At 63.6% G+C, this 24,468-nt stretch carries 21 protein-coding genes; 10 read left to right on the forward strand and 11 right to left on the reverse strand.

Going from position 1 to position 24,468, the window contains the following annotated elements; translation table 11 throughout:
* Window positions 1–169: 169 nt before the first annotated feature.
* The 6 genes from fadB (at window position 170) to IFT80_RS01175 (ending at window position 7,512) form a co-directional block, all read left to right on the forward strand.
* Window positions 170–2,347: a fatty acid oxidation complex subunit alpha FadB gene (gene fadB, locus IFT80_RS01150; protein ID WP_192136565.1), complete on the forward strand. Its 2,178-nt coding sequence runs from the start codon at window positions 170–172 to the stop codon at window positions 2,345–2,347.
* Window positions 2,348–2,350: 3 nt separating this feature from the next.
* Window positions 2,351–3,526 carry an acetyl-CoA C-acyltransferase FadA gene (gene fadA, locus IFT80_RS01155; protein ID WP_043188265.1) on the forward strand — a complete coding sequence of 392 codons (1,176 nt, stop codon included), beginning with the start codon at window positions 2,351–2,353 and terminating at the stop codon, window positions 3,524–3,526.
* A 92-nt stretch (window positions 3,527–3,618) separates the two neighbouring features.
* Complete coding sequence (locus tag IFT80_RS01160; protein WP_122478796.1) at window positions 3,619–3,870, forward strand: DUF1653 domain-containing protein; 252 nt, start codon at window positions 3,619–3,621, stop codon at window positions 3,868–3,870.
* Window positions 3,871–3,969: 99 nt separating this feature from the next.
* A complete protein-coding gene (topA, locus tag IFT80_RS01165; protein WP_192136566.1) occupies window positions 3,970–6,582 on the forward strand; it encodes a type I DNA topoisomerase in 2,613 nt (870 codons plus the stop codon).
* A 124-nt stretch (window positions 6,583–6,706) separates the two neighbouring features.
* The gene (locus IFT80_RS01170) at window positions 6,707–7,228 is read left to right on the forward strand and encodes a DUF6586 family protein (protein WP_192057397.1); all 522 of its coding nucleotides are present in this window, start codon (window positions 6,707–6,709) and stop codon (window positions 7,226–7,228) included.
* 50 nt (window positions 7,229–7,278) lie between these two features.
* The gene (locus IFT80_RS01175) at window positions 7,279–7,512 is read left to right on the forward strand and encodes a hypothetical protein (protein ID WP_163007598.1); all 234 of its coding nucleotides are present in this window, start codon (window positions 7,279–7,281) and stop codon (window positions 7,510–7,512) included.
* 62 nt (window positions 7,513–7,574) lie between these two features.
* Here IFT80_RS01175 and sulA read toward each other — a convergent pair whose 3' ends face one another.
* A complete protein-coding gene (gene sulA, locus IFT80_RS01180; protein WP_122478790.1) occupies window positions 7,575–8,051 on the reverse strand; it encodes an SOS-induced cell division inhibitor SulA in 477 nt (158 codons plus the stop codon).
* A 9-nt stretch (window positions 8,052–8,060) separates the two neighbouring features.
* On the reverse strand, window positions 8,061–8,669 hold the full coding sequence (gene lexA / locus IFT80_RS01185; RefSeq protein WP_043188277.1) for a transcriptional repressor LexA: 609 nt from the start codon (window positions 8,667–8,669) through the stop codon (window positions 8,061–8,063).
* A gap of 229 nt (window positions 8,670–8,898) precedes the next feature.
* Between lexA and IFT80_RS01190 the strand changes: the two genes are divergently transcribed.
* Both IFT80_RS01190 and nagZ read left to right on the forward strand, forming a co-directional pair.
* Window positions 8,899–9,606: a TetR/AcrR family transcriptional regulator gene (locus IFT80_RS01190; RefSeq protein ID WP_122478788.1), complete on the forward strand. Its 708-nt coding sequence runs from the start codon at window positions 8,899–8,901 to the stop codon at window positions 9,604–9,606.
* Between the two features lie 45 nt (window positions 9,607–9,651).
* Window positions 9,652–10,662 carry a beta-N-acetylhexosaminidase gene (nagZ, locus tag IFT80_RS01195; RefSeq protein WP_192136567.1) on the forward strand — a complete coding sequence of 337 codons (1,011 nt, stop codon included), beginning with the start codon at window positions 9,652–9,654 and terminating at the stop codon, window positions 10,660–10,662.
* A 24-nt stretch (window positions 10,663–10,686) separates the two neighbouring features.
* On the opposite strand, the gene IFT80_RS01200 is transcribed toward nagZ, so the two are convergent.
* Together IFT80_RS01200 and IFT80_RS01205 are read right to left on the reverse strand one after the other, a co-directional pair.
* Window positions 10,687–11,637: a D-2-hydroxyacid dehydrogenase family protein gene (locus IFT80_RS01200; RefSeq protein ID WP_192136568.1), complete on the reverse strand. Its 951-nt coding sequence runs from the start codon at window positions 11,635–11,637 to the stop codon at window positions 10,687–10,689.
* A 16-nt stretch (window positions 11,638–11,653) separates the two neighbouring features.
* Complete coding sequence (locus IFT80_RS01205; protein WP_192136569.1) at window positions 11,654–12,670, reverse strand: alpha/beta fold hydrolase; 1,017 nt, start codon at window positions 12,668–12,670, stop codon at window positions 11,654–11,656.
* A gap of 243 nt (window positions 12,671–12,913) precedes the next feature.
* Here IFT80_RS01205 and IFT80_RS01210 point away from each other — a divergent pair, with 243 nt between their 5' ends.
* Window positions 12,914–13,687: an enoyl-CoA hydratase gene (locus tag IFT80_RS01210; protein ID WP_122478780.1), complete on the forward strand. Its 774-nt coding sequence runs from the start codon at window positions 12,914–12,916 to the stop codon at window positions 13,685–13,687.
* 60 nt (window positions 13,688–13,747) lie between these two features.
* Here IFT80_RS01210 and IFT80_RS01215 read toward each other — a convergent pair whose 3' ends face one another.
* The 6 genes from IFT80_RS01215 to IFT80_RS01240 all read right to left on the reverse strand — a co-directional run bounded on the left by IFT80_RS01215 (window position 13,748) and on the right by IFT80_RS01240 (window position 21,031).
* Window positions 13,748–14,899 carry an acyl-CoA dehydrogenase family protein gene (locus IFT80_RS01215; protein WP_122478779.1) on the reverse strand — a complete coding sequence of 384 codons (1,152 nt, stop codon included), beginning with the start codon at window positions 14,897–14,899 and terminating at the stop codon, window positions 13,748–13,750.
* Between the two features lie 14 nt (window positions 14,900–14,913).
* A complete protein-coding gene (locus IFT80_RS01220) occupies window positions 14,914–16,005 on the reverse strand; it encodes an enoyl-CoA hydratase/isomerase family protein (protein ID WP_192136570.1) in 1,092 nt (363 codons plus the stop codon).
* 446 nt (window positions 16,006–16,451) lie between these two features.
* Window positions 16,452–17,252, reverse strand: coding sequence for an ABC transporter ATP-binding protein (locus tag IFT80_RS01225; protein WP_122478775.1), 801 nt, complete (start codon window positions 17,250–17,252; stop codon window positions 16,452–16,454).
* 9 nt (window positions 17,253–17,261) lie between these two features.
* Window positions 17,262–18,137: a nitrate ABC transporter permease gene (gene ntrB, locus IFT80_RS01230; protein ID WP_122478773.1), complete on the reverse strand. Its 876-nt coding sequence runs from the start codon at window positions 18,135–18,137 to the stop codon at window positions 17,262–17,264.
* A 27-nt stretch (window positions 18,138–18,164) separates the two neighbouring features.
* Window positions 18,165–19,499, reverse strand: coding sequence for a CmpA/NrtA family ABC transporter substrate-binding protein (locus tag IFT80_RS01235; protein WP_192057391.1), 1,335 nt, complete (start codon window positions 19,497–19,499; stop codon window positions 18,165–18,167).
* A gap of 275 nt (window positions 19,500–19,774) precedes the next feature.
* Window positions 19,775–21,031: a nitrate regulatory protein gene (locus IFT80_RS01240; RefSeq protein ID WP_192047583.1), complete on the reverse strand. Its 1,257-nt coding sequence runs from the start codon at window positions 21,029–21,031 to the stop codon at window positions 19,775–19,777.
* Window positions 21,032–21,207: 176 nt separating this feature from the next.
* On the opposite strand from IFT80_RS01240, the gene IFT80_RS01245 reads away from it, so the two are divergent.
* The gene (locus tag IFT80_RS01245; RefSeq protein ID WP_192136571.1) at window positions 21,208–22,134 is read left to right on the forward strand and encodes a Gfo/Idh/MocA family protein; all 927 of its coding nucleotides are present in this window, start codon (window positions 21,208–21,210) and stop codon (window positions 22,132–22,134) included.
* A gap of 8 nt (window positions 22,135–22,142) precedes the next feature.
* On the opposite strand, the gene IFT80_RS01250 is transcribed toward IFT80_RS01245, so the two are convergent.
* Window positions 22,143–24,467, reverse strand: coding sequence for a DEAD/DEAH box helicase (locus IFT80_RS01250; protein ID WP_192136572.1), 2,325 nt, complete (start codon window positions 24,465–24,467; stop codon window positions 22,143–22,145).
* Window position 24,468: the final 1 nt, after the last annotated feature.

Raw genomic sequence — 24,468 nt, forward strand, 5'->3', positions numbered from 1 at the left:
CCAATCAAACGGGCGTATGAATCGAGCGTTTTTCAGTCACGCTCCAGCACTATCCCGACTACCGCGCTGACGGGTATGCCTGGCTACAGAGAGCGGCGGCCATGTATCGCCCCCTTTTATCCAGCGTCAGGCGTGTACTGTTCAGCTTCCATATCGTGGAGATCAGTGGATGATTTACGAAGGTAAAGCCATCACGGTGAAGGCTCTTGAAAGCGGCATCGTCGAACTGCGGTTCGACCTCAAGGGCGAGTCCGTCAACAAATTCAACCGCCTCACGCTCGAAGAGCTGCGCGAAGCGATCGCGGCAATCAAGGCCGACGCTTCGGTCAAGGGCGTGATCGTCGCCAGTGGCAAGGACGTCTTCATCGTCGGTGCGGACATCACCGAATTCGTCGAGAATTTCAAGTTGCCCGAAGCCGAGCTGGTCGCGGGCAACCTGCAGGCCAATCGCATCTTCAGCGACTTCGAGGACCTCGAAGTGCCGACGGTCGCCGCCATCAACGGCATCGCCCTGGGCGGCGGCCTGGAAATGTGCCTGGCTGCCGACTACCGGATCATGTCCAGCGAAGCGAAGATCGGCCTGCCCGAGGTCAAGCTGGGCATCTACCCAGGTTTCGGCGGCACGGTGCGCCTGCCGCGCATCATCGGCGCCGACAATGCCATCGAGTGGATTGCGTCGGGCAAGGAAAACGGCGCCGACGATGCGCTCAAGGTGGGTGCGGTCGATGCGGTGGTGGCGCCGGACAAGCTGGAAGCTGCTGCTTTAGACCTGGTCAAGCGCGCCATCAGCGGCGAGTTCGATCACAAGGCCAAGCGCCAGCCCAAGTTGGTCAAGCTCAAGCTCAACGCCATCGAACAGATGATGGCGTTCGAAACCGCCAAGGGCTTCGTCGCCGGCCAGGCCGGGCCCAACTATCCGGCGCCGGTCGAGGCCATCAAGACCATCCAGAAAGCAGCCAGTTTCGGTCGCGAGAAAGCCCTCGAAATCGAAGCCGCCGGCTTCGCCAAGATGGCCAAGACCTCGGCTGCGCAAAGCCTCATCGGCCTGTTCCTCAACGATCAGGAGCTCAAGCGCAAGGCCCGTGGCTACGACAAGGTGGCCCGCGATGTGAGTCAGGCGGCCGTGCTGGGCGCTGGCATCATGGGCGGTGGCATCGCCTATCAGTCGGCGCTCAAGGGCACGCCGATCCTGATGAAGGACATCAACGAGAAGGGCATCGAACAGGGCCTGGCCGAGGCGTCCAAGCTGCTCGGCGCGCGCGTCGAAAAAGGTCGCCTGACCCCGGCGAAGATGGCCGAAGCGCTCAACGACATTCGTCCGACGCTGTCCTACGGCGATTTCGGTCATGTCGACATCGTCGTCGAAGCGGTGGTGGAAAACCCCAAGGTCAAGCAGGCAGTGCTGGCCGAAGTCGAGGCGCAGGTCAAGGACGACACCATTCTGGCGTCCAACACGTCGACCATTTCCATCAACCTGCTGGCCCAGGCGCTCAAGCGTCCGGAAAACTTCGTCGGCATGCACTTCTTCAACCCGGTGCACATGATGCCGCTGGTCGAAGTGATCCGTGGCGAGAAGTCCAGTGAGGTTGCCGTGGCGACCACCGTGGCCTATGCCCGCAAGATGGGCAAGAACCCCATCGTGGTCAACGATTGCCCCGGCTTTCTGGTGAACCGCGTACTGTTCCCGTACTTCGGCGGTTTCGCCCGGCTGGTCAGCGCCGGTGTCGATTTCGTGCGCATCGACAAGGTCATGGAGAAATTCGGCTGGCCCATGGGCCCGGCCTACCTGATGGACGTGGTCGGCATCGACACCGGCCATCATGGCCGTGATGTGATGGCCGAAGGCTTCCCGGATCGCATGAAAGACGAGCGTCGCTCCGCCATCGACGCGCTGTACGAGGCCAATCGCCTGGGGCAGAAGAACGGCAAGGGCTTCTACGCCTACGAAACCGACAAGCGCGGCAAGCCGAAGAAGGTGGCCGATCCTGCGGCGCTGGACGTGCTCAAGCCGGTGATCTACGAACAGCGCGAGGTCTCCGATGAGGACATCGTCAACTGGATGATGATCCCGCTGTGCCTGGAAACCGTACGCTGCCTGGAAGACGGCATCGTCGAAACCGCGGCCGAGGCCGACATGGGCCTGGTCTATGGCATCGGTTTCCCTCCGTTCCGCGGCGGGGCGCTGCGCTACATCGATTCGCTGGGCGTGGCCCAGTTCGTCGAACTGGCCGACCGCTACGCCGAACTGGGTCCGCTGTACCAGCCTACGCAGAAGCTTCGTGAAATGGCGCGTGCTGGCCAGACCTTCTTCGGGCAAGCGGCCAACGTACAGAACAAGGGTGAATGACTGATGAGCTTGAATCCTAGAGACGTGGTGATCGTCGACTTCGGTCGCACCCCCATGGGCCGTTCCAAAGGCGGCATGCACCGCAACACGCGCGCCGAGGACATGTCGGCGCACCTGATCAGCAAGCTGCTGGAGCGCAATGCCAAGGTCGATCCGGCCGAAGTCGAGGACGTGATCTGGGGCTGCGTCAACCAGACCCTGGAACAGGGCTGGAACATCGCCCGCATGGCTTCGCTGATGACGCAGATCCCGCACACTGCGGCCGGCCAGACCGTCAGCCGGTTGTGCGGCTCGTCCATGAGCGCGCTGCACACTGCCGCCCAGGCGATCATGACCGGCAACGGCGACGTGTTCGTGGTCGGCGGCGTCGAGCACATGGGCCATGTCGGCATGATGCACGGCGTGGATCCGAACCCGCACATGTCGCTGTACGCCGCGAAAGCCTCGGGCATGATGGGGCTTACCGCCGAGATGCTCGGTAAAATGCACGGCATCACTCGCGAACAGCAGGATGCCTTCGGCGTGCGCTCGCACCAGTTGGCTCACCAGGCCACGGTCCAGGGCAAGTTCAAGGACGAGATCATCCCGATGCAGGGTTGCGACGAAAATGGCTTCATCAAGGTCTTCGACTACGATGAAACGATTCGTCCCGACACCACCCTGGAAAGCCTTGCGGCGCTCAAGCCTGCCTTCAACCCGAAGGGCGGTACGGTCACGGCCGGTACTTCGTCGCAGATCACCGACGGTGCCTCGTGCATGATCGTGATGTCGGCGCAGCGCGCCCAGGACCTGGGCATCACGCCATTGGCGGTAATCCGCTCCATGGCAGTGGCCGGCGTCGACCCCGCGATCATGGGCTACGGGCCGGTTCCGGCCACCCAGAAAGCGCTCAAGCGCGCAGGTCTGGGCATTGCCGACATCGACTTCATCGAACTCAACGAAGCCTTCGCCGCACAGGCCCTGCCTGTGCTGAAGGATCTGAAAGTGCTCGACAAGATGAACGAGAAGGTTAACCTGCATGGCGGCGCGATCGCCCTGGGGCATCCTTTTGGCTGTTCAGGCGCACGAATTTCCGGCACTTTGCTCAATGTCATGAAGCAGAATGGCGGCACTTTCGGCCTGTCCACCATGTGTGTAGGCCTGGGGCAGGGCATCACCACGGTCTTCGAGCGCGTCTAGTCCTGACGAGCGAGTCGAACGAACCGGGGCCCAGTGTCCCGGTTTTGTTTTTTCCCGGTTCATTCGAAAAAGTATTTCAAGCGAGGCGCAACATGCATATACAACCAGGGCTCTATCGTCATTACAAAGGCCCCGAGTATCGTGTCTACGGCGTCGCGCGCAGTTCCGAGGACGAACAGGAAGTGGTGTTCTACCAGGCGCTGTACGGTGAATTCGGCCTCTGGGTGCGCCCGCTGAGCATGTTCCTGGAGTCGGTCGAGGTTGACGGCGAGAGCGTCCCGCGCTTTGCTTTGGTGAAGGCCGAACCCAGCCTGTTTTCCGTTCCGCAGGCGCCGACCGCTTGAACCTCGGCGCTTGACCTCACGTTCTCACCACTATATATAGCGGGGCCTCGCAAGGCGCCGCATGCCTTTCATTTCAAGTATTCAGGAATTTTCCGATCCATGGGCAAATCGCTGGTCATTGTGGAATCCCCGGCTAAGGCCAAGACCATCAACAAGTATCTGGGTGACCAGTACGTGGTGAAGTCGAGTATCGGCCATATCCGAGACTTGCCCACCAGCGGTTCGGCGAGCGCCAGCAAGGAGCCGGCCGCCAAGCGCGGCAAGGCTGCGGCTGCCGACGCGCCGGCGCTGTCGCCCAAGGAAAAGGCCCGCAAGCAGTTGGTGGCACGCATGGGCGTCGATCCAGACCAGGGCTGGAAGGCCAAGTACGAGATCCTTCCCGGCAAGGAAAAGGTCATCGAGGAACTGCGCCGGCTGGCCAAGGACGCCGACACCATCTATCTGGCGACGGACTTGGACCGCGAGGGGGAAGCCATTGCCTGGCACCTGCGCGAAGCCATCGGTGGCGATGACAGCCGCTACAAGCGCGTGGTGTTCAACGAGATCACCAAGAAGGCCATCCAGGAAGCTTTCTCTCGCCCCGGCGAGCTGGACATCGACCGTGTCAACGCTCAGCAGGCGCGGCGTTTCCTCGACCGCGTGGTTGGCTACATGGTGTCGCCGCTGCTCTGGCAGAAGATCGCCCGCGGGTTGTCCGCTGGTCGTGTGCAGTCCGTGGCAGTGAAACTGGTGGTCGAGCGTGAACGCGAGATTCGCGCGTTCAACCCCGAGGAATACTGGGAAGTGCACGCCGACCTGGCGTCGGCCAAGGCCGCCAAGGTGCGTTTCGAAGTGGCTCGCGAGAACGGCGAAGCCTTCAAGCCCCTGAACGAAGCCCAGGCCATGGCCGCGCTGGCCAAGCTCAAGGATGCCAGCTACAGCATCGTCAAGCGCGAAGACAAGCCGACCAGCAGCAAGCCGTCGGCCCCGTTCATTACTTCCACGCTGCAGCAGGCCGCGAGCAACCGTCTGGGCTACGGCGTGAAGAAGACCATGATGATGGCGCAGCGCTTGTACGAAGCTGGCTATATCACCTACATGCGTACCGACTCCACCAACCTGTCGGTCGACGCCGTGGAGATGGCTCGGGCCTACATCGAGAGCGAGTTCGGCAAGAAGTACCTGCCCGAAGCACCGATGGTGTACGGCAGCAAGCAGGGCGCCCAGGAAGCGCACGAGGCCATTCGCCCATCGGACGTGAACACTCATCCGAGCAAGCTGAACGGCATGGAACGCGATGCCGAGCGCCTCTACGAATTGATCTGGCGCCAGTTCCTCGCCTGCCAGATGCCGCCTGCCCAGTACCTGTCGACCACCGTCACGGTGGCAGCGGGTGATTTCGAGCTGCGCGCCAAGGGTCGTATCCTCAAGTTCGACGGCTACACTCGCGTGCTGCCGCAGATGAGCAAGCCGGGCGACGACGACGTGCTGCCGGAAATGAACCAGGGTGAGCAGCTCAAGTTGCTGCAGCTGGACCCTACCCAGCACTTCACCAAGCCGCCTGCGCGCTATTCCGAAGCCAGCCTGGTCAAGGAGATGGAAAAACGCGGCATCGGTCGTCCGTCGACCTACGCGGCGATCATCTCGACCATCCAGGACCGTGGCTACGTGGCGCTGCACAACCGTCGCTTCTACTCGGAAAAGATGGGCGACATCGTCACCGAGCGGCTGTCCGAAAGCTTCTCCAACCTCATGGACTACGGCTTTACCGCCGGCATGGAAGAGAACCTCGATGACGTGGCGCACGGCGAGCGCGACTGGAAGAACGTTCTTGACGAGTTCTACGGTGATTTCAAGGGCAAGCTGGACGTTGCGGGTGCGGCCGACAGCGGCATGCGCGCCAACCTGCCGACCCTGACCAACATCGCCTGCCGCGAATGCGGTCGGCCGATGATGATCCGCACCGCATCCACCGGGGTGTTCCTGGGCTGTTCGGGCTATGCGCTGCCACCCAAGGAGCGCTGCAAGGCCACCATCAACCTGATTCCAGGTGATGAGATAGCGGCCGACGACGAGGGCGAGTCCGAGTCGCAGATTCTGCGCGGCAAGCATCGCTGCCCGGTCTGTGCGACCGCCATGGACGCGTATCTGCTGGATGAGAAGCGCAAGCTGCACATCTGCGGGAACAACCCCGACTGCCCGGGCTACGAGATCGAAGAGGGCAACTACCGCATCAAGGGCTACGAAGGGCCGAGCCTGGAGTGCGACAAGTGCGGCAGCGAGATGCAGTTGAAAACCGGCCGTTTCGGCAAGTTCTTCGGCTGCACCAATCCGGAGTGCAAGAACACCCGCAAGCTGCTCAAGAGTGGCGAGGCGGCGCCGCCCAAGATGGACGCGGTGAAGATGCCCGAACTCAAGTGCGAGAAGGTCAACGATACCTACGTGCTGCGCGATGGCGCATCCGGTCTGTTCCTGGCGGCCAGCCAGTTTCCGAAGAACCGCGAGACTCGCGCCCCCCTGGTGCTCGAAATCATCCCGCACAAGGATGAGATCGATCCCAAGTACAGCTTCCTGTTCGACGCGCCGATCAAGGACCCGGACGGCCGTCCGACCGTGATTCGCTACAGCCGCAAGACCAAGGAGCAGTACGTGCAGAGCGAGGTCGAGGGCAAACCGACCGGTTGGAAGGCGTTCTACGACGGCAAGACGTGGAAGGTCGAAGACAAGCGCTAAAGCGCTAGCAGCACCAAGGCCGCACCGTCCCCAGGGCTGTGCGGCCTTTTCATTTGTGGCTTGCACTGGCTGGGCAGGTTCCCGACACTGTGGCAGTCGAGTGTTCACTGCGGAGATCGCCAGCATGGCCTATGAGCTCTATACCCGTACCAACCAGAAAATCTATTTCGCCGGGCTGGCGCTGGAAGCCATGAGCAAGGCCGAACTGGGCCAGGCCATCAATGCGCAGGCTCAGCTGCAGGCGCAGCGCGAATCCGCGCTGTTCCACCTGTACGGTGCATTGTTGGGGCTGTGTCACGAGATCGCTGGTTATTACCGCCTGCCTCAGGCCGGCACTGCCCGTGCGGAAAACCTGCTGACCCCGCAAGCGCTCGACGGCACGTCCATTCCCGAGCTGGCGGAGTTGGTGGAGCTGGCCCAGCATTCGCATACCTGGCTCGCGCAACTGCTTGCGGCGCACAGCGCGCTGTTCGTGCCGCCCAAGGCGCCCAAAAAGCCCAAGGGCGATGTGACCCAGCCACTCATCCAGGCAGTCAATCTGGATGAAGTCGAAGAGCAGGAACTCAGCCGCGAGGTGCTCGAAAGCTGGCGTCAGCAGCTCAAGGGCCTGACCGTTCGTTTCCGCGAAGGGCTGAGTGAGTGCTGATTTGCACTGGCACTGCTACAATGCCCGCCTTTCGTGGAGAACATGTCCTTATGCCAACGTCCTTTCTTGAGATTGTCGAGCTGCCTGACGGCCGCATCGAGTTGCGTCGTGCCGAGGACGAAGGTTCGCTGGTGACGCTGAATTTTTCCGAAGATGCCAAGGCATTCCTGCAGGGCCAGCACGTGGAAGTGGCCAAGGCCATGCTCAGTGTCGGTGTGCAGATGGCCGGCAAGCTGGTGGAAGGCGAAATCGACAAGGACGACGGGCCGCACGTCCTGCACTGATCCTGCCACGCAGCGAGCGCCTTGCGCTGGCCTTGGCGGGCAGTATCGTTTGACCGCAGGTATCACCCCAAACGGATGTTCAGGCTCTGCGCGCTGCCCTGGCGCGCCGCTGCCATCAATTGCTGCCTCGCCACGGAGGGCAGTGGGTTGAGCCAGCTCACCACGGTATGGCTGCGCCCCAGGCGCAGCGCTTCGCACGCCAACTGCTGGGCGCTTTGCATACCGCGCGGCTGCAGCAGCAATATGCGTTCGCGATTGAGCCCTGCATCGCGCAGCCAGGCCTGCGTCAGGCTTGCCGGCGGAGCGATCAGCGTCAACCAGCGCGCGTCCTGCTCTTCGCTCAATTCCCGCAGCATGGGTGCCAGCAGGTTCAGGCAGTTCCCCGCGGCACCACGCAGAGACATCTCGCTGAATACATCCGGATCGGCGACAGTCCAGGGCGATTCTACGGCCTCCTTGAACAGCGGCGTCACCGGTGCAGCCATGAATGCTTCGAACAGCGACATTTGTGCTTGTTGGGGTGACAGGGGAAACTGCATGATGCCTCCTTATCGACGAATGACGCCGACGCTCAGACCTTCAATGACCAGATCCTGATCCTTGAGGTCGACTTCAATGGGTGCGAAGTCGGGGTTTTCCGCAACCAGGAAAACCTTGTTGCCTTCGCGCTGGAACCGCTTCACGGTGACTTCGTCGCCGATGCGCGCCACCACGATCTGCCCGTTGCGGACTTCGCGGCAGGTGTGCACGGCCAGCAGGTCACCGTCGAGAATGCCGACGTCACGCATGCTCATGCCCTGTACGCGCAGGAGGTAGTCGGCGCGAGGATGGAAGAAGCCCGGGTTGATCTTGCAGGACTCTTCGATGTGTTCCTGCGCCAGAATCGGCGCACCTGCAGCAACGCGCCCGACGACTGGCAGGCTGGCGTCGTCGTTGCGGGCTTCGGAGCCGGGGATGCGGATGCCGCGCGAGGCGCCCGGGGTCATTTCGATGGCGCCTTTTCGCGCCAGTGCCTTGAGGTGTTCCTCGGCCGCGTTGGGTGACTTGAACCCCAGTTCCTGAGCAATTTCCGCACGGGTAGGTGGAAAGCCATTGTCGTCAAGGCAGCGCTTGATGAAGGCCAGAATTTCAGCTTGGCGTGGCGTCAATTTCAACATGTCGATGGCTCTGTCTTTTTGTACAGTGACTGGGATTATATACAGTAGATGGCCCTTGGCAATACCGTTTTCCGGGCGCGTCGCCTGCCGAAGTTCGCATGCTGCGCTAAGGCGATGAATTTGTATGCTTTAATACGTGACCGCATGGCCACGAAAAGCCTGTATGGACTTGACAGTCACGCACTTTGAAACGTATGTTTCAAACAAGTGTTTGTCAGGCGGAGTTGCCATGGCCCAGTCGGAAACCGTTGAACGCATCCTCGATGCCGCTGAACAGCTTTTTGCAGAGAAAGGCTTCGCGGAAACCTCGCTGCGCCTGATCACCAGCAAGGCCGGGGTCAACCTGGCGGCGGTGAACTACCACTTCGGTTCGAAGAAAGCGCTCATCCAGGCGGTATTCTCCAGATTTCTCGGGCCTTTCTGTGCCAGCCTCGACCGCGAGCTGGAACGGCGGCAGACCAGCGCGATGCCCAAGGCCAGCCTCGAAGAGCTGCTGGAAATTCTGGTAGAGCAGGCGCTCGTGGTCCAGCCGCGCAGCGGCAACGATCTCTCCATCTTCATGCGTTTGCTGGGCCTGGCCTTCAGCCAGAGCCAGGGTCACTTGCGCCGTTACCTGGAAGACATGTACGGCAAGGTCTTTCGTCGCTACATGCTGCTGGTCAACGAAGCCGCACCGCGCATTCCCCCCCTCGAGTTGTTCTGGCGCGTGCATTTCATGCTGGGCGCTGCCGCCTTCAGCATGTCCGGGATCAAGGCACTGCGTGCCATCGCGGAAACCGACTTCGGCGTCGATACCTCGATCGAACAGGTAATGCGCTTGATGGTGCCGTTCCTCGCTGCAGGCATGCGCGCGCAGAGTGCGGTGACCGACCAGGCCATGGCCGCCGCTCAATTGCGGCCACGCAGCAAGAGCGCCCCGGCGGTTGCCAAGGCCTGACGTGTGCCCGGTCGCCCTCCAGATCCCTCTCTACAAGGAAAATTCATGAGCGCTCGTCTGCAAGGCTCCCTGATGGTCGACGTCGCCGGTACCTGGCTCAGCGCAGAGGACCGCCATCTGCTGCGCCAGCCCGAAGTGGCCGGGTTGATCATTTTCGCGCGCAACATCGAGCATCCGCGTCAGGTACGCGAGTTGACCGCCGCCATCCGCGCGGTGCGGCCCGACCTGATCCTGGCGGTGGACCAGGAGGGTGGACGCGTGCAACGGCTACGCCAGGGCTTCGTGCGTCTGCCGGCCATGCGCGAGCTGGCCTACCACGCGGATGCGGCCGTCCTGGCCGAGCACTGCGGCTGGTTGATGGCCGCCGAAGTACTGGCGGTCGGGCTGGACCTCAGTTTTGCGCCGGTGCTGGACCTGGATCACGGGCACAGCGCCGTGGTCGGCACCCGCGCGTTCGAAGGCGATCCCGAGCGGGCCACGCTGCTGGCGGGCGCGTTCATCCGTGGCATGAATGCGGCAGGCATGGCGGCATGCGGCAAGCATTTTCCCGGTCACGGCTGGGCGGAGGCCGATTCTCATGTAGCAATTCCCACCGACGAGCGCAGCCTCGAGCAGATTCGCGCCTGCGATCTGGTGCCATTCGCGCGGCTGGCGGGCAAGCTGGCGGCGGTCATGCCGGCCCATGTTATCTACCCCCAGGTAGACAGCAACCCAGCCGGCTTTTCGCGCCGTTGGCTGCAGGACATATTGCGCGGCGAGCTGGGCTTCGAAGGGGTGATCTTCAGCGACGACTTGTCGATGGCCGGCGCCCATGTGGTCGGCGACGCCGCCAGCCGTATCGAGGCGGCCCTTGGCGCTGGTTGCGACATGGGCCTGGTGTGCAACGACCGGGCGGCGGCCGAGCTGGCCTTGAGCGCGGCGCAGCGCATGGGCGTGCAGCCCTCGCCACGCATCGCCGCCATGCGCGGGCGGAGCCACGCCGACGTCGAGTACCGCCGGCATCCGCGTTGGCAGCAGGCGACAGCGGCATTGCGCAGCGCCGGCCTGATCGACTGAGGCCTGATCGACTGAGGGTTGCGGTCAGCCGGTCAGCAGGCGCACTGGCTGGCCCGAATGCCAGGCCAGTATGTCTTCGATCATCTGGCTGAAGAACAGCCGATAGTTGTTGCCGCTGACATAGCCGATGTGCGGCGTTGCCAGCACATTGGGCAGGGTCCGGAACGGGTGGTCCAGCGCCAGGGGCTCCTGATCGAACACGTCCAGTCCCGCGCCGCCCAGGTGGCCCTCACGCAGGGACTGAATCAACGCTGCTTCGTCGACGATCGGGCCGCGCGACGTGTTGACCAACCGCGCGCCCGGCTTCATCCACCCCAGCGCCTGGGCATCGACCACCCCCCGGCTGCGTTCGCTCAGCACCAGGTGCACGCTGAGCACATCGGCCTGCTCGAACAGTTGCTGCTTGCTCACGTATTCGACGCCCACCTGCGCGGCACGCTCGGGTGTCAGGTTCTGACTCCAGGCAATCACGCGCATGCCGAACGCCTGACCGAAGCGCGCCACCTTTTCACCGATACTGCCCAGGCCCAGCAGGCCCAGTGTGCTGCCGTGCAGATCGCCACCCAGGCCGATCTGCCAACCGCCAGCGCGCAGCGAGTTCGCTTCACCGAGCAGGTCACGGGTCAGCGCCATCAGCAGTGCCCAGGTGAGTTCCGGCGCGGCGTGCTTGTAGCTGTCCGTGCCGGCCACCTGGATGCCCAGCCGGGTCGCCGCCTGCAGGTCGATGGCTGCGTTGCGCATGCCGCCGGTCACCAGCAGCTTGATCTGCGGCAGTCGTTCCAGCAGACCGGCGTCGAACAGCGTGCGTTCACGCATCACGCAGATGATGGCGTAGGGCGCCAGGCGCTCGGCCAGCGCCGCGCTCCCGCCGCTGTAGTCGTGAATGAAGTCGAGGTCGCCTACGGCCTGCAGCGGGGTCCAGTCGACCACGTTTTCAGCGACCGATTGCCAGTCGTCGATGACGGCTATTCGCATGGGGGGTTGCCTCTTGTCAAAGCGGTTTCTGAGGAGTGTCCAGCCAGTCGAGCAGGGCCTTGTGGAAGCGCGCCGGCTCCTCCATTTGCGGGGCGTGACCAAGCCCGGCAAACTCCACCAGGGTGCTGTGAGGAATCAGCTGGCTGGCCTGCTTGCCCAGTACGGTGTATTTGCCCAGCGTGGCCTTGACTTCGGGCGGTGCGATGTCACTGCCGATCGCCGTGGTGTCGGCGTCGCCGATCAGCAGCAGGGTCGGCACCTGCAGGTCCTTGAACTCGTAGACCACCGGCTGAGTGAAGATCATGTCGTAGATCAGCGCCGAATTCCATGCCACCAAGGTATGCCCCGGACCCTTGTTCAACCCCGCGAGCATGTCTACCCAACGGTCGTATTCGGGCTTCCATCGACCGCCGTAATAGGTGCTGCGCTCGTAGTTGCGGATGCCTTCGGCGGTGACCTTGGTCTCGCGTTCGAACCACTGGTCGACGCTGCGATAGGGTACGCCCATGGCTTTCCAGTCTTCCAGGCCGATGGGATTGACCATGGCCAGGCGCTCGGTGTCTTCGGGGAACATCAGGGCGTAGCGAGTCGCGAGCATGCCGCCGGTGGAATGACCCATGATCACCGCTTCCTTGACCCCGATGCGGGTCAGCAGGTCATGGGTATTGTTGGCCAATTGCTGGAAGCTGTATTGATAGTGCTCGGGCTTGCTGGAGGTGCAGAAGCCGATCTGGTCGGGCGCGACCACCCGGTAACCGGCATCGCTGAGCGCCTTGATCGAGCTTTCCCATGTGGCGCCGCAGAAATTCTTGCCATGCATCAGTACCACCGTGCGGCCGTTGGCCTTGCCATTGGCAGCAACGTCCATATAACCCATCTGCAGGCTTTTGCCCTGGGACTCGAAGGCGTAATGTTGCAGCGTGTACGGATAATCGAAGCCTTGCAGTTCGGGACCATAGGTGGGCGATGAATCGGCGGCCAGCAGTGGCTGGGCAAAGATGCCGGCGAGCGCCAGCGTGGACAGGCGAAGCATGGGGGACCTCCTGGAGTGGACTGTGAAGTGACGTGGACACGCGGGCGCAGGGTGTCGCAGGTCTGTACCGTAGCATCCATTGGAGGTTTGCACGGCCAGGTGGTGCCGAGCTGCGGCGAAAGAATGTCCGCTATCAGGTTTCAGAATGCTACAAACACGACGCGATCCCGGGCAGTTCGCCGCCCAGGGGTCGATACAACAATAATCAGCGAGGCAGACAATGCCTCTATCTGGAGACATGCCATGGCTTTTGAAACCATCCTCTTGGAAACTCGCGGTCGCGTGGGCCTGATCACGCTCAATCGGCCGCAGGCGTTGAATGCCCTCAATGCCCAGCTGATCGACGAATTGAACCAGGCGCTCGATCGCCTGGAAAGCGATCGCGAGATCGGTTGCATCGTCCTTACCGGGTCTGCCAAGGCGTTTGCCGCCGGCGCCGATATCAAGGAAATGGCAGAGCTGCGCTACCCGCAGATCTACCTCGACGATCTGTTCCATGAGAGCGACCGGGTTGCCAATCGGCGCAAGCCGATGATCGCTGCCGTGGCCGGTTTTGCCTTGGGCGGAGGCTGCGAGCTGGCGTTGATGTGCGATTTCATCCTGGCCGCCGACAATGCCAAGTTCGGCCAGCCGGAGATCAAGCTCGGCGTGCTGCCGGGCATGGGCGGCACCCAGCGTCTGACCCATGCGGTGGGCAAGGCCAAGGCCATGGAGCTGTGCCTGACCGGCCGCTTGATGGGCGCCGAGGAAGCGGAGCGGGCAGGGCTGGTTGCCCGTATCGTGGCCGCCGACCGACTGCTCGACGAGGCGTTGGAAGTTGCGCAGCAGATCGCAGCCAAGTCGCTACCGATCGCCATGATGGTCAAGGAGAGCGTCAACCGCGCTTTCGAAGTGAGCTTGTCCGAAGGCGTGCGCTTCGAGCGGCGGGTGTTCCACGCGGCGTTCGCCAGTGACGATCAGAAAGAAGGCATGGCGGCGTTCATCGCCAAGCGCGAGCCGCAGTTCAAGGGTCATTGAGCAAAAAGGGGGACTGGTCGTCGACCAGCCCCCCCTCGATGGCAGGTGTTACATGCGGTACTAGAGCAGATAGTTACGCAGCTCGCGTGCAATCAACATGCGCTGGATCTCGCTGGAGCCTTCGTAGATCTGGGTGATGCGCGCGTCGCGGTAATACTTTTCCACGGGGTAATCTTCGAGATAACCGTAACCCCCGTGCACCTGCACGGCGCTGGAGCAGACCCGTTCGGCCATTTCCGAGGCGAACAGCTTTGCCTGCGAAGCTTCGGACAGGCAGGGCAGACCGGCACTGCGCAGGCGTGCGGCGTGCAGCACCAGCAGGCGTGCAGCGTTGACCTGCACCTGCATGTCGGCCAGCAGGTTGGCCACGCTCTGGTGTTCGATGATCGGCTTGCCGAACTGCACGCGTTCGCGGGCGTAGCCCAGTGCCGCTTCGAAGGCGGCGCGCGCGATGCCCAGCGCCTGGGCAGCGATGCCGATACGGCCGCCTTCGAGGTTGGACAGGGCGATGTTCAGGCCCTTGCCGCGTTCGCCGAGCAGATTGGCGGCGGGCACGCGGCACTGGCTCAAGGTGATTGCACAGGTGTCGGAGGCACGGATGCCGAGCTTGTGCTCGCTGCGGTCGACGCTGAAACCAGGGGTGTCGGTGGGCACCAGGAAGGCCGACAGGCCTTTCTTGCCCAGCTCCGGGTCGGTGACCGCAAACACGATGGCCAGCTTGGCCCGTCGCCCGTTGGTGACGAACTGCTTGGCGCCGTCGATCACCCAATGTTCGCCGTCGAGCACGGCGCGGGTGCGCAGGTTGTTGGCTTCGGAACCGGCCTGGGGCTCGGTGAGGCAGAAACAGCCAATGACCTCGCCGCTGGCCAGGGCGGCCAGCCAGGTGTCCTGCTGCGCCGGGCTGCCGTAGTTGAGCAGCGGGCCGCAGCCTACGGAGTTGTGCACGCTCATCAATGCACCCAGCGCGCCGTCGGCAGCGGAGATCTCTTCGACGGCCAGGGCATATGCGACGTAATCGGTGTAGCTGCCACCCCATTGTTCGGGCACCACCATGCCCAGCAGGCCAAGGGCACCCATCTGCGCCACCAGGGTATCGTCGATCCAGCCTGCCTGTTCCCAGGCACGGGCATGGGGCGCCACTTCGGCGCGGGCAAAGTCGCGCGCCATGTCGCGGATCATGATCTGTTCTTCGCTCAGTTCCAGGTCTTGCATGGCAGACTCCGGCCTCAGAGGCCTTGGAAGAATGGCTCGACGCGTGCGCGGGTAAGCCGGTCTAGCGTCGGTGGGTTCCAACGCGGGTTCTTGTCTTTGTCGATCAGTAAAGCACGCACGCCCTCGATCAGGTCACCCTGTTCGAACCACTGGCGGTTGAGATGCAGCTCCAGGGCGAAGCATTCCTCGAGGGAGCAGTGGCGACCGCGGCGCAGCAGCTCCAGGGTGACCGCCATGGCCAGCGGTGAGCGGGTGCGCATCAGCCGCGCGGTGTTCTGTGCCCACGCCTGGCTGTCGGCGACGTTCACGTGTTCCAGCTGTTCGACCAGGCTGGTCAGGTCGTCCTGGCCGAAAAAGTGGTCGATGGCCGGTCGCAAGCGGTGCAGCGGGGCGTCCGCGAGCGTTTGCACACCGAGGCGGGCAAGTACACCCTGCAGGTCCTTGAGGGCGTTGTCGCTCCATTGCAGTCTGTCCAGGCGCTCGTCCAGCAGGCCCAGGCGGTCGCTTTCCACGTACCAGTCGGCCAAGCCGCAGTAGAGTGCATCGGCCGCCTCGATCTGGATGCCGGTAACCCCCAGGTAAGTGCCGATTTCGCCGGGGATGCGGCTGAGGAAATAGCTGGCGCCGACATCGGGAAAATACCCGATGGCCACTTCGGGCATGCCCAGCTTGCTGCGCTCTGTGACCACGCGCAGTTCGGCTGCCTGTGCCAGGCCCATGCCGCCGCCCAGGGTATAGCCGTCGAGCAGCGCCATGACTGGCTTGCGGTACTGATGCAGGCATTGGTCCAGCGCATATTCTTCATTGAAGAACACTTCGCGCAGGGCGTCCTGGTTGAGATGGCTGTGGTAGAGGCTGCGGATGTCGCCTCCGGCGCAGAAGCCACGGTCGCCGGCGCCGCGCATTACAACGGCATGGATGTGCGGGTCCAGCGCCCAGGCATCCAGGTAGCCGCGCAGGGTACGGATCATGTCGAGGGTGAGTGCATTCAGACCGGCTGGCCGGTTGAGGGTCAAGTGACCGATATGGTTGCGGACTTCGCCGAGTACTTGATCGTCGAGCCCCAGGGAAGAGCGCTGGGGCGGGGGAAAGACATGAGCTGTCATCGCTGAATCCCTGCTTGTTATTGATTTCCTGAGATAAATAAGCGGACCAGGCGATCGTGACAGGCAAGTTTGCAGCTTTCAATGCAGATTAATGCAGGCGTTGCCTGCAAATTTGCACGGGTTGCACGCGCTGGTCGGCATTCAGTAGACCGACCCCAACCAGCGTTCGTTCGCCCGCGCCCTGCGGCAAGTACCCCGTAGGAGCGGTCATCGGCCGCGAAAGGGGCACCGCGGATTGACAGATGCGCCGCGGCGCTCGTTTCGCGGCCACGGACCGCTCCTACAGGAGGGCGGTCACCGTAGGAGCGGTCATCGGCCGCGAAAGGGGCACCGCGGATTGACAGATGCGCCGCGTCGTCCGTTTCGCGGCCACGGACCGCTCCTACAGGAGGGTTGCATTCCCCTGTAGCAGCGGCGCGAGCCGCGTTGGCGATCAATGCGGTGGATCAGGCCACCGCTTCGATGACTTTGCCTTGCTTCTCGTAGAGGAAGCTGAGCACTGCCAGGCGGTACTGGTTGTACTTCGGGTCGTCGGCCAGGGCCAGTCGGCTGCGCGGGCGCGGCAGGTCGATGGTGAGGATTTCGCCGATGGTCGCCGCCGGGCCGTTGGTCATCATCACGATGCGATCGGAGAGCAGCACTGCCTCGTCGACATCGTGGGTGATCATCATCACGGTATTGTGCAGCTCGCTCTGGATGCGCATCACCTCGTCCTGAAGGTGCGCCCGGGTCAGTGCATCGAGGGCACCGAACGGCTCGTCGAGCAACAGCACCTTGGGCTGCATCGCCAGCGCGCGGGCGATGCCGACGCGCTGCTTCATGCCGCCGGATATCTCGCTCGGACGCTTGTGCAGGGCGTGGGTCATGTTGACCATTTCCAGGTTGTGCAGGGTCCAGGCGTGGCGTTCGCTTTTGCTCTTGCTGCGTTTGAAGACCTTGTCCACCCCCAGCGCGACGTTTTCATAGACGGTCAGCCAGGGCAGCAGCGAGTGGTTCTGGAACACCAGGCTGCGATCGGGCCCCGGCTGGCGCACTTCCTTGCCGTCGAGGATCACCGCGCCATTGCTCGACTCGATGAGCCCGGCGACGATGTTCAGCACCGTCGACTTGCCGCAGCCTGAATGGCCGATGATGGAGATGTACTCACCGCGCGCGACGTTGAGGTTGATGCCGCGCAGCACCTGGCTGGTAACGCCATCGCGCTCGAAGTGCTTGTCGACGTTTTCGATACTCAAGTAATGGCTCATGTTGCCTCCTCAGCTTTGCGAAGTGCCGCGGGTGACCAGGCGTCCGACCATCGCCACCAGGCGGTCGAGGCAGAAGCCGACCACCCCCACGTAGGCCAGGGCGAGGATGATGTCGCTGATGCGCGAAGCGTTCCAGGCGTCCCAAATGAAGAAGCCGATGCCGACGCCGCCGATCAGCATCTCGGCAGCGATGATCGCCAGCCACGACAGGCCGACGCCGATGCGCAGGCCGGAGAAGATGTAGGGCGCGGCCGCCGGCAGCATGATCTTGCTGAAGTATTCCGCGCCATTGAGGCGCAGCACCTTGGCCACGTTGCGGTAGTCCTCGGGGATGTTGCGCACGCCGACCGAGGTGTTGATGATGATCGGCCAGATGGCGGTGATGAAGATCACGAAGATCGCCGAAGGATAGCTGTCCTTGAAGCCGGCCAGCGACAGCGGCAGCCAGGCCAGGGGTGGCACGGTGCGCAGGATCTGGAACAGTGGATCGAGCCCGCGCATGGCCCAGGTCGATTGACCCACCAGTACGCCCAGGCTGATCCCCACTACCACGGCCAGGGCGTAGCCATAGGCGACCCGCGACAGGCTCGCCAGCAACTGCCAGGCCATGCCCTTGTCATTGCCACCGTTGTCGTAGAACGGATCGACGATCAGCTCCCAGGTGTCGGTGATCACCTGGGTAGGCGGCGGCAGCGCTGCGCCCTTGCCACTGCAGACCAATTGCCAGACCAGCAACAGCAGGGCACCGATCACCACCGGCGGCAGACACTGCTGAAGCACGAAGCGCCGGGTGTTCTTCAGCAGGCCCGCCAGTACCGGCGGCTTGACCTGAGCCTTGGCGACCGCTTGCGCGGCGCTGTGCAGCTTCTTCACTTCAGCATTCATGATGACCTCCGGTGCGTGCGGGAAACATCAGGCCAGGGCCTTGATGGACAGGCTGTCGAGATAGGCCTGGGGGTTCTGGGGATCGAAGGTCTTGCCGTCGAAAAAGGTTTCGATGCCGCGCGAGTCGGAATCGGGAATCTGCGCCGCTGGCACGTTCAGTTCCGCAGCGGCCAGGCGCCACAGGTCGGAGCGATTGACCCTGGCGACCAGGGCCTGGCTGTCGAAGTCCTTGGGCAGGTAGCCCCAGCGCTTGTTCTCGGTGAGAAACCACAGGTCGTGGCTCTTGAACGGGTAGGAGGCGAAGTCGTCCCAGTAGCGCATGATGTGCGGACTGTCGTTGACCACTTTGCCGTTGCCGTAATCGAAATTGCCTTTCATGCGCTCGGTGATGTCGGCGACAGGCGCGTTGATCCAGCGCCGCTTGGCGCAGATCTGCGCCACTTCTTCCTTGTTCTGCGGCTGCTCGCAGAACATCTGCGCCTCCATCACCGCCTTGAGCAGTGCTTTGGTCGCGTTGGGGTTCTTGTCGACGTAGTCGGCGCGCAGGGCCAGGGCTTTCTCCGGGTGCTTGTTCCAGATCTCGCCGGTGGTGTTGGCGGTGTAGCCGATCTTCTGGTTGATGAGCTGGGCGTTCCATGGCTCGCACACGCAGAAGCTGTCCATGCTGCCGACCTTCATGTTGGCAACCATCTGCGGCGGCGGCACGACGATGGTCGACAGGTCTTTGTTCGGGTCGATCCCGCCTGCCGCCAGCCAGTAGCGCAACCACAGGTCATGGGTGCCGCCGGGGAAGGTCATCGCCGCGTTGACGGCCTTGCCACTGGCGCGCTTGCTGGCCAGCGCGGCCTTGAACGGCGCGGAATCCAGGCCCAGTGCCAGGTCTGCGTGTTCGTTGCCCACCGAGATGCACTGGCCGGCCAGGTTCAGCCGCGCGACGATGTACATCGGCACCGGCTGGTTGTTGGGGGTGACCTTGCCGGCCGCGATCAGGTAGGGCATGGGGGTGAGAATGTGTGCGCCGTCGATGCCATTGGCGGCCGAGCCCAGCACTAGGTTGTCCCGCGTGGTACCCCAGGAGGACTGCTTGAGCACTTCCACTCCGGTCATGCCATGCTTGGCGAAAAAGCCTTTCTCGTCGGCGACGAACAGCGGCGCGGCGTCGGTCAGGGCGATGAAGCCCAGCTTGGCCGTGGTGGTTTCCAGGCCGTCGCTGCCTGCCGCCCACACCGCCGAAGACAGTCCCGGTGGCAGCAGGCCGAGGGCTGCGCCGGCACCGGCGACGGTCAACGACTGCTTGAGAAAGTGCCGACGCCTGGCGTCGTGTGCGCTTTCCGGGTGTCCTTTGAAAGGCTTGTCATCCATCGCTGATTCCCCTGCTGGTGGCGGCCAAAAAAAAATGCAAAAAAAACGGCGTTCACCCGTTCCCGGCAATGCTGTCGGGAGCGCGTGGACACCGTTGTCCAGGATTTGAAATGTCGACCACAGGTGGCTGCGGTCCTGTTGGTCTCAAAGCAGGTTGCGTGCCAAGGCGGCCTGCGCCAGGCGCTGCGGCCGTTTGCCAGCTTCAGGCCGCGTCACCGTGCACGGATGCGGAGCATGCCGCCCGTGGGATGTGCAAATAGGGCGCAATGTCGGCATCAACCCTTGCCGGCCACGGCCAGTACATTCTGCGCCATGTCGACCATGCGCAGCCCGCGCGACATCGCCGATTGCCGCAGTCGGGTGTAGGCCTCGCTCTCGCTCAACGCGTATTCGTTCATCAGCAACTGCTTGGCGCGCTCCACCAACTTGCGTTCGTTGAGCGCCTGGCGTGCTTCGTCCAGCTGCAGGTTGGCGTCCTGCAGGCGGTGGGTCTGGGCCTGCAGCAGGTCCAGCAACGAGCGGCCCATCTGCGGGCCGTGGCCGTCGGGCGCCGGGCTGTCGAGATCGCTGGCCTGCACGCTGAACAGGCGGGCATCGCCACAGCCCATGGTTTCCAGGCTGGCCAGGCGTTGCAGCAGCACGCGGTGGTTGTCCAGGTCGGCATTGGCCAGCTTGATGCTGCTCTGGCAGCTGGCGAGCAGTTGTTCGGCCAGGTGTGTCTCTACCTCGTGCATCTGGTCGATGCGCTGGCTGTGCAGCTCGAACCACAGCTGCGACAGGCCGGGGTCCACGGGGTGTTGCGCCGAGGTGCGCATACCCACTTCGCGCAGGCGTAGCAATTGTGCGGTGATCTCGCTGTGCTGCAGGTCGGCCCAGCGCTGCCCGGCCACTGGGTCGGCGAACTCGCCGAAGGTCTGGAAGCAGCGCTGCTGGCTTTGCGTCAGGTGCAGGATGCGCTCCTGCACACTGGCATCGAAGAAGCCTGCCGAGAAGCCCGCCACGCCGGTGGCGCGTTCCTGGCCGGCCAGCTCCTTGCCCTGCATGAAATTGAACAGCGCCACCAGTACGCGGGTGATACTCGGATCAATGGCGGTGTCGGCCGCTTCGAACACCACGGCCATGAGCCCACCCACCAGGCGGGTCAGGGCCGCCGTGGCGACGCTGGGGCTCAGCAGACGTTCGCGGATGCGACGGCGCAGGCCGGGCAGTTCGTCGAAGCCGTGCAGCACGTAGGCCACACGATTGAACAGGCGGGCACGGTCGGCAGCGCTGGCCGCGTTCAGGTCCATGGCCTGCAACCGCTGCAGCACGTCCTGTTCAAGTGCCCGCGCCTGTTCCGTATGCAGGTCGAGTTGGCTGCGGTAGGTTTCGACCTGGCTGCCCAGGTAGACATTGGTGTAGCCCCGCTCGCGCTGCAACGCATGCACCAGACGGCTGATCAAGGTCACCAGTTCGCAGGTGTCGGCAAGTCCGCGCAGACCTTCCAGCTCGCTGCGGCGGGCGGCCAGCATGAAGCGCAGGGCAGGGGGCATGGGGCGGTCTGGCAGGGCGCGGTCGGGCATGGCGGGCTCGCAACTTCGGTGATGGACAGCCCGACTGCATGCAAGTCCCGGTCCGATCCCCGTTGGCCGCTTGTACGCCGCTGCGTATGCCGGCAGCCGCGTAACTGCTATAACGCCCCAGCCAAACAATAAAAAAGGAGTTCACGATGTCCCCCATTCGTCTCGGCGTGGTCGGCTACGGCAAGATCGCCCAGGATCAGCATGTGCCCGCCCTGCGCGACAACCCGGCCTTCGAGCTGGCCGCAGTGGCCACGCTGGGGGCACCTTGCCCCGGTGTCGCGCATTTCGGCAGCCTGCGCGAGCTGCTCGATAACGGCCCGGACATCCAGGCGCTGGCCTTCTGCACGCCGCCCCAGGGCCGTTATGCACAAGTGCGTGAAGCCCTGGAGGCCGGCAAGCATGTGCTGGTGGAAAAACCACCCTGCGCCAGCCTCGGTGAGGCCATGGCATTGGTCGAACTGGCCGCCGAGAAGGGCGTGACGTGCCTGTTCGCCTGGCACTCGCGCTTCGCCGCAGGCGTCGAGGCCGCGCGGGCCTGGCTGGTGGGCAAGCAGCTGCAGGCGGTCACGGTTCAGTGGAAGGAGGACGTGCGCAAGTGGCACCCGGGCCAGCAGTGGATCTGGCAGGCCGGGGGGCTGGGTGTGTTCGATCCGGGTATCAACGCCCTGTCGATCATCAGCCACGTGTTGCCCGAACCGCTGTTCGTCACCCACGCCAGCCTGCGCTTTCCCGGCAACCGGCAGGCGCCGATTGCGGCCGACCTGACCATGAGTGACGCCACCGGCCTGACGGTCAGCGCCGCGTTCGACTGGGACCACGGCCACGACGAACTCTGGCAGATCGAGGTGCGCTGCGCCGAAGGCTGCCTGCGCCTGACCCATGGCGGTGCACACCTGCTGATCGACGACGTGCCACAGACGCTCGCCACGACAGGCGAATACCCATTGCTCTACCACTACTTCGCGCAGTTGATCGAGGCCGGTCGAAGCGATACCGACTTGCAGCCTCTGCGCCTGGTGGCCGATGGGTTCCTGCTGGGGCAGCGCGAAACGGTCGCCGATTTCCTCGACTGAACCTGCGTTCAGCGGCGCTGGGAGGGAGGGCTGGGCAGCGGTGCGAGCAGGGCGTCGATATCGTCGCCCTGCAGGCGCCAGTCGCTGCCTTCGCGGGCATCGAGAACGCCCGCCGCCAGGGCCGACTTTTCCTGCTGCAGGCGCTGGATCTTTTCCTCTACCGTGCCACGGGTGATCAGCTTGTAGACGAACACCGGTTTCTCCTGGCCGATTCGGTAGGCGCGGTCGGTGGCCTGGTGCTCGGCTGCGGGGTTCCACCACGGGTCATAGTGAATGACCGTGTCCGCCGCCGTCAGATTCAGGCCTACCCCGCCGGCCTTGAGGCTGATCAGGAAGATCTGCAGCTTGCCGTCCTGGAAGTCCTTGACCGGTGCCCGACGGTCGCGGGTGGTACCGGTGAGCAGCGCATAGGGCACGCCGCGCTTGTGCAGCTCCTGTTCGATCAGTCCCAGCATCGAGGTGAACTGGGAAAACAGCAGAATGCGTCGACCGTTGCCCAGCAGTTCGTCGAGCAATTGCAGCAGACTGGTCAGCTTGCCCGAGCTGTGCCCTGGTGCAGGCGGCGCAACGCTGTTGACCAGACGCAGGTCGCAGCAGACCTGGCGCAGCTTGAGCAACGCTTCGAGAATGATGATCTGGCTGCGTGCCAGGCCCTTGCGGTCGATCTCGGCCCGGACCTTCTTGTCCATGGCCAGGCGTACCGTCTCGTACACGTCGCGCTGTGCGTCATTGAGTTCGACCCAGTGGACGATCTCGCTCTTGGCCGGCAGCTCGGTGGCCACCTGCTCCTTGGTCCGACGCAACAGAAACGGCTTGATGCGCGCGTTCAGATGCTGCAAGCGTGCCTCGTCGCCCTGCCTTTCGATCGGCACGCGGTAGTTGCGGCTGAACTGTTTGCTGTCACCCAGCCAACCGGGCATGAGGAAATGGAACAGCGACCACAGTTCGCCCAGATGGTTTTCCAGGGGCGTGCCGCTCAGGCACAGGCGTTGCCGCGCGTTGAGCTGGCGCGCCGTCTGCGCGGCCTTGCTGCCAGGGGTCTTGATGTACTGGGCTTCGTCGAGGACCAATACGTGCAGCGGCACCCGCTCGAGCACCTCGATGTCCTTGGGCAGCAGGGCATAGGTGGTCAGCAATACGTCGTAGTCGGCCAGATGGGCGAAGTGTTTCTTGCGCGCGGCACCGTGCAGCGCGAGGACCTTGAGGGTCGGCGCGAAGCGGGCGGCCTCGTCCTGCCAGTTGGGCACCAGGCTGGTGGGCATCACCACCATGGCCGGGCGATCCAGGCGCCCCGCCTGTTTCTCGATCAACAGATGGGCGAGGGTCTGCAGGGTCTTGCCCAGGCCCATGTCGTCGGCCAGGATGCCGCCCACTTCCAGCTGCCGCAAGGCCTGCATCCAACTCACGCCCTCCAACTGGTAAGGGCGCAAGGTTGCATTCAGGCCCTCGGGCGCTTCCACCGGGCAATGGCGAATGTCACGCAGCCGTTCGGCGAAATGGCGTACCTGCTCGCCGCCTTGCCAGTCCAGGGACAATGCCTGCAGCCCTTCCAGGCGCGTGGCATCGGCTGTGGCCAGGCGGATCGAGGTTTCCCCAGGCTCGCGCAGGTAGAAGTCACCCAGGGTCGCCAGCACCGGCTTCAGCCGACCATAGGGCAGGGCGACCTGCAGGGTTCGCTGGCCGCCGAGGTGGGAGGTGTGGATGGGCACCAGAATCTGCTCGTCGTCGCGCCGTCGCGCCAGGTGCGCCGGGTTGAGCAACTCAGGGTGGCTGCGCAGCAGGTTGAGCAGGATCGGCAGCAGGCTCAACGGCTCGCCGTCGACCACGATGCCCAGCTCCAGATCGAACCAGTCGCGTTCCGGCCCTTCTTCGATTGCGGCGTACCAGCGCTCTACCGGCGTCAGGTCGAACGCGAAATCCTCGGCGTATTCGATTTCCCAGCCTTGCTCGCGCAACCCCGGCAGTTCGTTGAGGATGAAACGCAGCCAGGCGGCATCGCTGGGCAGCTCGAAGATTTCGCCGGCGCTTTCGGGCAGAGCCTTGCTCTGACGGGTGGCGAGTTTGAAACCGATGCCCTGCAGCTGCTCGCGCAAGGCCCGCTCGGCGGCCGGCTGGCGCTGGATCCGGGCGCTCTGGTTGTTCCACTGGCGTGCCACGGCAGTAGGCCGCGGGCCGCTGACATACTCGCCCGCATAGCCGTAGGCCAGCGCTGCGCGGTGCTGCACGTAGCGCTGCATCTTGCCGTTGCGCGGTTCGAAAGCGCTGAACTCGACACTGCCCAGCCACAACCGAGGGCGCGGTTGCAGGGTATCGATCAAGCGCTCATCGGGCATA

It is taken from the genome of Pseudomonas sp. CFBP 8771, assembly GCF_014841695.1.
In the GTDB taxonomy this organism is placed as follows: Bacteria; Pseudomonadota; Gammaproteobacteria; order Pseudomonadales; family Pseudomonadaceae; genus Aquipseudomonas; species Aquipseudomonas baltica.